Source organism: Megasphaera sp. ASD88 (assembly GCF_002287425.1).
In the GTDB taxonomy this organism is placed as follows: Bacteria; Bacillota; Negativicutes; order Veillonellales; family Megasphaeraceae; genus Megasphaera; species Megasphaera stantonii.
Map to the genome: position 1 here is coordinate 1 of NZ_NQXW01000038.1, position 10010 is coordinate 10010.

10 protein-coding genes are annotated in these 10010 nt (G+C 57.2%); 1 reads left to right on the plus strand and 9 read right to left on the minus strand.

What is annotated here, in order from left to right:
• Window positions 1-281: 281 nt before the first annotated feature.
• The 9 genes from CJ260_RS12155 to CJ260_RS12190 all read right to left on the minus strand — a co-directional run bounded on the left by CJ260_RS12155 (window position 282) and on the right by CJ260_RS12190 (window position 8381).
• Window positions 282-725, minus strand: a complete 444-nt coding sequence (locus CJ260_RS12155; RefSeq protein ID WP_158221409.1) for a flavodoxin family protein — start codon at window positions 723-725, stop codon at window positions 282-284.
• A 153-nt stretch (window positions 726-878) separates the two neighbouring features.
• On the minus strand, window positions 879-2033 hold the full coding sequence (locus tag CJ260_RS12160) for an amidohydrolase (protein ID WP_095630394.1): 1155 nt from the start codon (window positions 2031-2033) through the stop codon (window positions 879-881).
• 19 nt (window positions 2034-2052) lie between these two features.
• Window positions 2053-2988, minus strand: a complete 936-nt coding sequence (locus tag CJ260_RS12165; protein WP_095630398.1) for an LD-carboxypeptidase — start codon at window positions 2986-2988, stop codon at window positions 2053-2055.
• Window positions 2989-2993: 5 nt separating this feature from the next.
• Window positions 2994-3728 (minus strand): ABC transporter substrate-binding protein, encoded by a 735-nt coding sequence (locus CJ260_RS13350; protein WP_255378521.1) that lies wholly within the window; start codon window positions 3726-3728, stop codon window positions 2994-2996.
• Window positions 3692-4588, minus strand: coding sequence for a peptide ABC transporter substrate-binding protein (locus CJ260_RS13355; RefSeq protein ID WP_255378522.1), 897 nt, complete (start codon window positions 4586-4588; stop codon window positions 3692-3694). Before CJ260_RS13355 ends, CJ260_RS13350 begins: the two co-directional genes overlap by 37 nt.
• Window positions 4585-5553, minus strand: a complete 969-nt coding sequence (locus CJ260_RS12175; RefSeq protein ID WP_095630395.1) for an ABC transporter ATP-binding protein — start codon at window positions 5551-5553, stop codon at window positions 4585-4587. Before CJ260_RS12175 ends, CJ260_RS13355 begins: the two co-directional genes overlap by 4 nt.
• A complete protein-coding gene (locus CJ260_RS12180; protein WP_087478634.1) occupies window positions 5540-6535 on the minus strand; it encodes an ABC transporter ATP-binding protein in 996 nt (331 codons plus the stop codon). Before CJ260_RS12180 ends, CJ260_RS12175 begins: the two co-directional genes overlap by 14 nt.
• A complete protein-coding gene (locus CJ260_RS12185) occupies window positions 6532-7446 on the minus strand; it encodes an ABC transporter permease (RefSeq protein WP_198947473.1) in 915 nt (304 codons plus the stop codon). The genes CJ260_RS12180 and CJ260_RS12185 overlap by 4 nt, the downstream gene beginning before the upstream one ends.
• Window positions 7447-7448: 2 nt before the next feature.
• Entirely contained in the window at window positions 7449-8381 is a 933-nt protein-coding gene (locus tag CJ260_RS12190) for an ABC transporter permease (RefSeq protein WP_087478636.1), read from the minus strand.
• 231 nt (window positions 8382-8612) lie between these two features.
• On the opposite strand from CJ260_RS12190, the gene CJ260_RS12195 reads away from it, so the two are divergent.
• Window positions 8613-9815, plus strand: coding sequence for an MFS transporter (locus tag CJ260_RS12195; RefSeq protein ID WP_095630397.1), 1203 nt, complete (start codon window positions 8613-8615; stop codon window positions 9813-9815).
• Window positions 9816-10010 lie beyond the last annotated feature (195 nt).

Below are 10010 nucleotides of genomic sequence, written 5' to 3' on the forward strand. Positions count from 1 at the left end.
TTGTATATCTTACCAGACTCGTCCGAGCTTGTCAAGCACTTTTTTTGAAGTTCTTTTCAAGCGAACCGGCTATCCGGCCTGCCGCGGCGCCCTGCCGCAACAGCTTGTTTAGTATATCCTCTTTTCGCCCTGTTGTCAAGAGATTTTTTTCTACAAAAATGTGTGTTTCGGAAAAACACCTGGCAAACGCCGCATCAGGCCGTCTCATTTAAATAGAGGCAACAAAAAACGCTAAAGAAATCCATTGGATTTCTTTAGCGAGTCCGTACAAACACAAGCGATTAAACTCCGGCGCCCATCAAGCGGTCAAGCGTATTTTCTGCAAAGTCCCGAGCAAAAGCCCGCGCTTTCTGATCACTTTCTTCTTTATTATCTTCCCGTTCCGTCGGCGTGACATAGGTGCCGACGATTTTGCAGCCCGAAGGAAGGGCGTCGATGACGGTGCGCAAAATTTTCGCCGAGTCGTCGGAGAAGGGTCCGCTCTGCACTGTGACAAATACGGCGACGTTTTTATTATCCAATTGTTCCAAAGCCTGCGCAGCGCCGGCGTCTACGGCGTCGCCGTCAGCCCAGCAGCCCAAAAAAACGCAGTCGTAGGAGTTGATGTCGGCCGGCATTTCTTCAACGGGCAGGCACGGCGTACCTTCCGGCAGTCCGCTTACGACGTGTTCGGCAATTTTTTTCGTTCTTCCTGTATGAGACGAGTACAATACGATAGATTTCATGATGTGATCACTTCCCTCTTCTTTCTTAAGACGTTCCGCAAAATGATAATGAAATATCATCTTGCCTAAAGTATATTATTGAGGTGTGCTTTTGTCAATATATCTCATCACGTTTTACTCATACATTTTTTGCCAGTTCACAAAGAAAAAATTTCACAACAAGAATTCTTTGCCATCCTTTTCATTCATGACTTCTACCGCCACCATAGCCATCGCTTTAGCCCCTACTAAGGCCTGCATTTTCCCCAGCTCGCCGCCTGCTGCCGCGGCGAATTTCTCCGTATGAGCCGCCGCGTCGTAGCAAATGCAGATCTCCGGCTGACAAGCCCGCGTGACCTGGCTCACATTGCCTACGTCGCTGGAACCGTCGGCATAGTCGTCGTCCTTCACGTCGAAGGGTTCATGGAGGGCGTTAAAGGCTTCGGCAAAATATACGTTTATTTTGGCATCTTGTATCATATTTTTATACAACGGCTCATAATGAACCATCGCGACCTCGGCCCCGTGCGCCTGGGCAACGGCTTGAGCCAGCTCGCGAATCTGCGGCAGCATGACCGTTTCTAAATACTGCGCGTCGAGAGCCCGTATCGTAGCCCGCATTACCGCTTTATCAGGGACGATATTGGGCGCGATGCCGCCGTCCGTAATGATAGCGCCGATTAGATGGGTTTCCGTCCATGTCTGTTCCAGGTCTTTCAGCTGCCGATAAAAATCGACAAGGGCATCCAGCGCGTTGATTCCCTCGTATTCCCTGTCGGCAATATGGGCGGCCTTGCCCAAAAAGGTAAATTCCATCGGATGAGAGGCATACGACGTGCCGCCGATGCTGGTCGTATCGGCACAGGGATGAAGAATCACAGCAGCGTCCAATTCATCAAATACGCCCTGGTCGCTCATATATACCTTGCTGCCTGCCGTTTCTTCCGCCGGACAGCCGTATACATGGACAGTCGCGCCGGCGCCGCAGACAGCAGCAAAGGCCAGGGCCGCCCCGACGCTCATAGCTGCGATGAGATTGTGCCCGCATCCATGGCCAATCTCCGGAAGGGCGTCGTACTCCGCTAAAAATCCCATGTGAAACGGCCCGTCTCCCCACGAAGCATGAAAGGCCGTCGGAAATGCTTCGGGCACGATGTCTTCCACCGTAAAGCCGGCGGCGCCCAGTACCTTCCGCAAATAAGACGACGCCAAGTATTCGCTGCCGCCCAATTCGGGATGGGCGTGTATGTAATCGGCAATTTCATAAATTAAAGGCTGCAGTTCGTCGACCTTTCGGCAAGCTGCTTCCTTCATCTTCTGCTTATCCATGTCAATCTCCCTTTCTGCTTCAGAATGTCGGCGCAGTAATGGCCAGCTCCGCTCCGTCCGCCGTACTGCACAGCCGGGCAGTCGAGCCGAAGGGAAGCCAGGCGTTATGCCGGCCATGACCGGCAGGAAAGCCCCAAAGGGCCGGCTTTCCCCAGCGCTGGGCGTATTGGAATACGACTTCCTTTACGGTGAACTCATACTCGCTCTTCTGCGTCGGCTCACAGTGAGCAAAATCGCCGAAGACAAAGGCCGCCGCCCGCTCGGGCAATCCTGACTGCTCAAACTGGCACAGCATCCGGTCCAGGGCGTAGGCATCTTCGCCGATTTCTTCCAGCAGCACGACGGCAGCCGTGCCGTCCAGCCCATAGGGCGTCCCCGTCAGGACCGACAGGAGCATCATGTTGCCGCCGCACAAGGGGCCGGAAACGCAGCCCGGTACGATAGGCTCCAGCATAGTTCCTTCGGGAAGGGAAAGGGATCGCGCCGAAAAGGGCGACTGCAGCCCCTGGGCAAACTGCTCCCGCGTATAATCCGACGCCGTATGGCCCAAGGACATGGCCATGGCGCAGTGGACAGTCGCCATGCGGCAGCGCTGCTGAAACGCCGTGTGCAGGGCCGTAATGTCGCTGAACCCCATAAATAATTTAGGATGGGCCGCAATGAAATCATAATCCAGAAGCGGCAGCAGCCGGGCCGCCCCATATCCGCCGCGCAGGCAGAGCACGGCGGACACGCCGTCGTCGCCGAAGGCTTCGTGAATATCCTGCGCCCGCAGCTCATCCGTGCCGGCCAAGTAGCCCCAATGCGCGCCGACAGACCGTCCCAGTTTGACGTCATAGCCTAAGGATCGTATGAAATCGACGCCTTCCTGCAAATCGTCGTCCGCCAGGGCAGCCGACGGCGCTACGATGGCAATCGTAGCGCCTGGCCGCAGCGGTTTTGGAAAAGTATACATGCAGTTCATCCTTTCTGATCTTCTAAGTAGGCCCGTTTAAAATCGACGACGCCCAAGGGCGACCAATGATAGCCCTTGACATAGGGCTGTACGACGTAGGGCTGCGTCGTATAGTAAATCGGGATGATGACGCAGTCGTCGAACAAAATTTGTTCGGCTTCATGCATATACTGCCGGCGCAGCGCCGGGTCGTTGGTCTCCTTAGCCGCCTGTACCAGATTATTATATATAACATTATAATAGCGGGCATCGTTATCCCTATCTGCAAACACGTCTAAAAACGTCATCGGGTCGACGTAGTCGGCAATCCACGACGCCCGGGCAATTTGGTAATCGCCTTGGCTGCGCGTCGCCAGGAATACCTTTGATTCCTGATTCGCCAAAAAGACGTCGGCTCCCAGCACGTCCTTCCACATGGACTGCATCGCTTCTGCGATGGCCTTGTGCATTTCATTCGTATTGAATAAAATCGTCACCTCCGGCAGCGGATGGTCTTCGTCATATCCGGCAGCTTTCAGATATGCTCGGGCAGCCGCCTCGTCTTCGACAGCTAAATCGCCGCCTTCTTCACGAAAATCGCGGCCCGTCTTTTCATCGACAATTCCCGGCGGCACCCAGGCGTAGGCCGCTTCCTTCTGAGCCCGCACGACATGGCGCACCAGCTCTTCCCGCCGCACGGCCGCCGCAAAGGCCCGGCGGACGTTCACGTCGTCAAAGGGCGGCTTCTGCACGTTGAACACATAGTAATACGAACCAAGGTACGGCGCAATCTTATACAGTCCCAGCCTTCCAATCGTTCCTGTTCCGACGGCGGCGGCTCGACGGTCATATTAGCCTGCCCGCTTTCTACCAGCGTGAGGCGCGTCGCCTGAGAGTCGCTGATGGGAAATTCAAGACGGTCCAAAACGACGGCGCCGGCATCCCAATAGGCGTCGTTTTTCACCATATCGATTTGGCTGGAATGATTCCAAGCCGTAATCTTATAAGGCCCGCTGCACACCATCGTCTCTGCGTCAGCCGCCCACGTATCAGGCCGGGCTTCGACGACGTGCTTCGGCACGGGGTAATAGCAGTGGAAGGCCGTCAAATTGAGAAAGTAGGCCGTCGGGTTCGTCAGCCGCACCTGCAGGGTCTTATCATCCAAGGCAGTGACGCCCACTTCGTCAGCTCGGGCCTGCCGGTTAAAATACGCTTCGGCCTTATCAATGCAGAACAGCATGTAGGCGTTTTCCGAAGCGACGTCCGGATTCAGCACCCGCTTCCACGAGTATTCAATATCCTGGGCCGTAATCGGCGTGCCGTCGCTCCAGCAGATGCCGTCGCGCAGATAAAACGTATATACCTTGCCGTCCGGCGAAATCTGCCACGAAGCGGCCAGGGCCGGCTGCGGCACGTCATGGTCATCTAAGCGGGTCAGCCCCTCGAAAATCTGCAGCTCCACGTTGCTTTCCGGCAGGGCCGTCGTCATCGCCGGGTCCAGGCGCGACGGCTCGGCTTCCAGCACATAGCTTACCGTATCGGGACGGGGCGCAGCCCCGCATCCCCAGCAGGCCAACAACAGCAGCACCAGGCCGACAGCCGCCAATATCCGTTTCATCATAGGCCCTCCTCTGCCACGGCGTGGCAGGCGACGTACCGCTCCGGCCGCACCTTCCGCCACAGGGGCTCTTCCCGGCGGCACAGGTCTGACGCATAGGGACAGCGCGGATGAAATACGCAGCCTGACGGCACGTCGAAGGGCCCGGGAATTTCCCCTTCGACGACGACGCGCCGCTTGTATCCCGGATCGGGACGCGGCACGGCGGAAATCAGCAGCTTCGTATAAGGATGAAGGGGCCGGTGAAACACATCGCTGCCTGGTCCCAGCTCGACGAGGCGTCCTAAATACATGACGCCGATACGGCGGCTGACGTGATGCACCATAGCTAAATCATGGGAAATAAACAAATACGCCAATCCCAGCTCCTGCTGCAGCCGCTTCAGCATATTGACGATCTGCACCTGCACGGATACGTCGAGGGCCGAAATGGGCTCATCGCAGAACACGCATTCCGGCTTCAAGGCCAGGGCGCGGGCGATGCCGACGCGCTGCCGCTGGCCGCCGCTGAATTCATGGGGATAGCGCTGGGCCGCTTCGGCCCGCAAGTCGACCATCTCTAAGAGAGCCTCTACGGTCTTCCGCCGTTCCGACGCCGTAGGGCAAAGGCCGTAGTTCCGCAGGGGTTCACTGATAATATCGCCGACGGTCATACGGGGGTCCAAGGACGAATAGGGGTCCTGAAAAATCATCTGGACGCAGCGCCGGTACGCTTTGGCCGCATCGGCCTCTGCCGTATCCCGTCCCTTATATAATACCTGTCCGCCCGTCTTTTCATACAGTCCCAGTACGGTGCGGGCAAAGGTCGATTTGCCGCAGCCCGATTCGCCGACTAAGCCGACGGTCTCGCCCGGCCGTATAGCCAGCGATACGTCGCGCACAGCCGTCACTACCTTATTCGGCCGTCCCAGCCAGTCCCGGCCTGCGACGAATTGCTTCGTAATATGAACAGCCTCAATCAGATTCACAGGCCTTCCTCCTTTCCGGGCACAGAAGCCAGCATGCCGCGCGATGGCCGCCGCCCAGCTCGTACGGCGGCGGCAGGCTATGCGTACAGATGCGCATAGCCTGCGGGCAGCGGCGATAAAAGCGGCAGCCTGCCGGCATATGGAACAAATCGGGAGCCTGTCCGTCGATGCCCGTCAGCTCCTTGTCCGGCCGGGACGGGTCCGGCAGCGACGCCAGCAGCCCCTGCGTATACGGATGGGCAGGCCGATAAAAAATATCTTCTACAGGCCCCTCCTCGACGACGCAGCCGGCGTACATGACGTACACGCGCCGGCACATCTGGGCGATGACGCCGAGGTTATGGGAAATAAGGACGACGGCCATGCCCAGCTGCTTCTGCAGCTCCTGAATCAGCGCCAATACCTGCGCTTCCGTCGTCACGTCGAGAGCTGTCGTCGGCTCGTCGGCGAAGAGCAGCCGCGGCTCGCCGGCCAAGGCCATGGCGATGAGGCAGCGCTGGCGCATGCCGCCGGACAGCTCATGGGGATATTGGCCCAATCGCTTTTCCGGATTTGTAATTCCGACGGCCCGCAGCAGCGCCAGGGCCCGTTCATCCCGTTCCTTCCGGCTCTTGAATTTCGCCGGGTCCAGGCCTTCGCGAATCTGGCTGCCTATCGTTAGCACCGGATTCAGCGAGGTCATGGGGTCCTGGAATATCATAGCCATCTGCCGGCCCCGCAATGCGTTCATATCCCCCTCGCGCAAGGGCAGTATATCCCGGCCGTCCCAGTAAATATGGCCGTTCGTATACATCGCCGTTTCTTCCGGCAGCAGCTTCATCGCCGACTGGGCCGTAATGGATTTGCCGCAGCCCGATTCGCCGACAATGCCCACGGTCTCTCCGGGATATACACGCCATGACACCTCATGCAGCCCTTCGAGGATACCGCGGTACGTGCGAAACGACACGGACAGCCCATCGATGTCTAATAACGGCTTCATCGGCTTCCCTCCTTCTGGTTCTGCGGGTCCAAGGCATCGCGCAGGCCGTCGCCGAGAAACATGAACCCCAGCATGGTCAGGCTCAGGGCCGCCGCCGGAAAGAACAGCTGGAACGGGAAGGAACGCATGCTGTTGATGCCTTCCGAGGCCAGTACGCCCCAGCTGGCCATGGGCGCTGATACGCCCAGGCCGATAAAGCTCAGAAAAGCCTCCGTAAAAATAGCGTCAGGAATGGATAAGGTCAAGGTGACGATGATCGGGCCAACGCAGTTGGGAATCATGTGGCGGCGCAGAATCTGCCACATCGACGCGCCGCAGGACCGCGCGGCCAGCACGTAATCCTGCTGCTTTAAGCTCAGTATCTGGCCGCGGACGATGCGGGCCATGTTGAGCCAGTACGATATGCCCAGGGCCAGGTAAATATTGAGCAGGCCCGGACGAAATACTACCATGAGCAGGATGACGTACAGCAGCATAGGAATCGAATACAAGACGTCGACAATATGCATCATGATCCGTTCCGTCCGGCCGCCGACCAGGCCGGCGACGCCGCCGTACAAGACGCCGATGCATACGTTGATCAGGCTGGCAACCAGCCCGATGGACAAGGAAATGCGCGCGCCGTACAGGACGCGGACGAACAAATCCCGTCCCAGCGCATCGGTACCGAACCAGTGCTCCCGCGACGGCCAGGCATTGGCCATGGTGAAATTCTGCGCGTCATACGTATACGGCGACAGCCACGGCCCGACGACGGCCAATACAGTCATGACGGCGACGATCGCCATGCCCCAGAGGGCCAGCCGATTTTTTTTCATCTGCCGCCAGCCCCGCTCGCGCAGTTTCTGCGGCGGAACACAGGGCTCCAGGCGCGCTTCCGGCCCGATGGGCTCAAATTCACGAGCGTCCATGGTCATTCCCCCTTACGCGATTTCAAGGCAATCCGCGGGTCCAGCAGCGGATACACCAGATCTACCAATAAATTCATCAGCATGATAAGAAAGCTGTAAAAAATCGTAATCCCCAATATAACTGTATAATCGCGGTTATATATGCTGGTAACAAAATGCCGCCCCAGGCCGGGAATGGCGAACATGGACTCGACGATAAAGCTGCCTGTCAGCAAGGCCGCCGCCAAGGGCCCGATGTAGCTGACGACCGGCAGCAGGGCGTTGCGCAGGGCGTGGCGGCACAGGAGGGAGTATTTGTCTGCGCCGCGGGAACGGGCCGTGCGTATATAGTCCTGTCCCAGCGCGTCGAGCACGCTGGAACGGGTCAGGCGCATGACGAAGGCCGTCGGGTGAGCCGCCAGGGCCAACGCCGGTAAGATGACGTAGGACGGCCCCTTCCACATCGCCGCCGGCAGCACGGGCCAGGTAAAGGCAAACAGCTGCACCAGCAGCGCCGCGATGATAAAGCTGGGAACAGATACGCCAAAGGTCGCCCCAAGCATCAGAGCGTAATCGAGCCAGCGGTTCTTGTACCAGGCTGCAGCCAGACCGGCCGCCACGCCGACGCCAACGGCCAGGCACAGGCTGATGCACCCCAAGGCGGCCGATACGGGAAAGGTTTCGGCGATGATGTCGTTCACCGTGCGGCCAGGATATTTATAAGACGGGCCCAAATCCAACACGGCGGCCCGGCCGACGTAATCGGCATACTGTTTCCAGAGCGGGTCGTTCAGATGGTATCGGGCTTCGATGTTTTCCATGACAGCCGGCGGCAGCTTCTTTTCCTGCGTAAAGGGGCCTCCCGGTATGGCGTGCATCAGCCCGAAGGTAATCGTAATAATAGCCCACAGCACGACGGCAGCGCCGGCTATGCGCTTCAGGAGATATATAATCATGCAGCGTTCCTTCTTTTCAAATCTTGTCCTTCCGCAGGAAAAAGGCGGCGCCATGCCCGCCCGTCGCCATGCGGTGTCTTTATTATATAAGTCCGGCATGAATTCAGCAAGACCATAAGACGGGTCTATCATTTTCCAAAAAGTTGCAGTATAATGAACGTACTCAAATAGATTATTATAAGTATATAAAGAAATATATAGAATGTTCCATATAAAAGAGGCGAATCGATCATGAATTGGAAAGTCTGTTTAGCCATATTAACCTGCAACGTCGTGTTCATGTCTTCCAGCTACACGATGCTCATTCCTTTTCTGCCCATGTATTTGACGCGGGAGCTGGGCGTAGACGCGTCTTCGGTCAATATCTGGTCTGGCGTCGTCTTTTCGTCGACCTTTGCCGTCAGCGCGATCATGGCTCCGATTTGGGGACGCCTGGCCGATAAGAAGGGCAAGCGGCTCATGGCGATCCGTTCCAGCCTGCTGCTGGCGATCAGCTATTTTCTCGGCGGCATCGTCACCTCGCCGCTGCAGCTGACGTTCATGCGCATGTTCCAGGGCTTTGCCGCAGGCCTGTGGCCTATGGAGCTGGCTATTATGACGACGTACGCGCCGCCTAAAAAGCTGGGCATCTGCCTGGGCGTCATGCAGGGCGCCCTGACGGCCGGCGGGGTCATCGGCCCCCTGTTCGGCGGGCTGCTGGCGGAAATCTTCGGCATGCGCATGTCCTTTTTCCTCGCCGCAGGCGCTTTATTCCTAAACTTTCTCATCCTCGTATTCTTCATCAAGGAACCGCCTGACACGGATACGCCGACAGAAACGGCGAAGGCCGCCGCGCCGGCAGAAGAGGGAAGCCTGTGGCATCATCCCCTCATCCGCAACATGCTGATCTTCGCCGTCTTCGTGCAGATGGTCATCCTCATCATCCAGCCCGTCCTGACGACGTACGTAACGGAATTGGCCGGCCATCTGGACAACCTGATCTTCATTTCCGGCCTCGTCTTCTCCCTGGGCGGCTTTGCCAGCGCTGTTTCATCGCCCTTGTGGGGCCGGTTCGGCCAGCACCACGGCTTCCACACGTCGCTGACCTACGCCCTGTTCGCCACGAGCCTCGTATTCTTCCTGCAAGCCGTTCCGGACGACCTCTATTACTTCGCAGCGACGCAATTTGCCATCGGCCTGTTCTTCTCCGGCATTTATCCGTCCATCAACGCGATTTTAGCGGAAAACACGACGGCCCACATGAAAGGCCGCGTCTTCGGCCTCCTCTTTTCAGCTCAGCAGATCGGTTCTATGGCCGGGCCCCTTCTCGGCGGGGTCATTGCGACCTTCGTCGGCATCAAATTCGTCTTCGTCCTAGCCGGCGTCATCGTGCTCATCATGAGCATCTTCGCCCGCCGTCAGCAAAAAATCGCCATGCGGCAATATCACCCATAACGAAAAACATCCCGTAAGCCTGTCCGGCAGTTATAGCCGACGCGCCTGCGGGATGTTATTTTTTTGCTGGCGAATTTACAATACAAGTGCAACACCTATAAAAAATGACACATAGGTTTCTGATATAATAATGCTACCAAACAAAATCTATATCTCGGAGGAAACCTATGTGCCACTATCATCATCTTACTCTAT

What these genes read in the sequence shown, in the direction of transcription:
- CJ260_RS12155 (WP_158221409.1), bottom strand. Translation starts at nt 725, where the DNA reads ATGAAATCTATCGTATTGTACTCGTCTCATACAGGAAGAACGAAAAAA.
- CJ260_RS12160 (WP_095630394.1), bottom strand. Translation starts at nt 2,033, where the DNA reads ATGGATAAGCAGAAGATGAAGGAAGCAGCTTGCCGAAAGGTCGACGAA.
- CJ260_RS12165 (WP_095630398.1), bottom strand. Translation starts at nt 2,988, where the DNA reads ATGTATACTTTTCCAAAACCGCTGCGGCCAGGCGCTACGATTGCCATC.
- CJ260_RS13355 (WP_255378522.1), bottom strand. Translation starts at nt 4,588, where the DNA reads ATGATGAAACGGATATTGGCGGCTGTCGGCCTGGTGCTGCTGTTGTTG.
- CJ260_RS12180 (WP_087478634.1), bottom strand. Translation starts at nt 6,535, where the DNA reads ATGAAGCCGTTATTAGACATCGATGGGCTGTCCGTGTCGTTTCGCACG.
- CJ260_RS12185 (WP_198947473.1), bottom strand. Translation starts at nt 7,446, where the DNA reads ATGGACGCTCGTGAATTTGAGCCCATCGGGCCGGAAGCGCGCCTGGAG.
- CJ260_RS12190 (WP_087478636.1), bottom strand. Translation starts at nt 8,381, where the DNA reads ATGATTATATATCTCCTGAAGCGCATAGCCGGCGCTGCCGTCGTGCTG.
- CJ260_RS12195 (WP_095630397.1), top strand. Translation starts at nt 8,613, where the DNA reads ATGAATTGGAAAGTCTGTTTAGCCATATTAACCTGCAACGTCGTGTTC.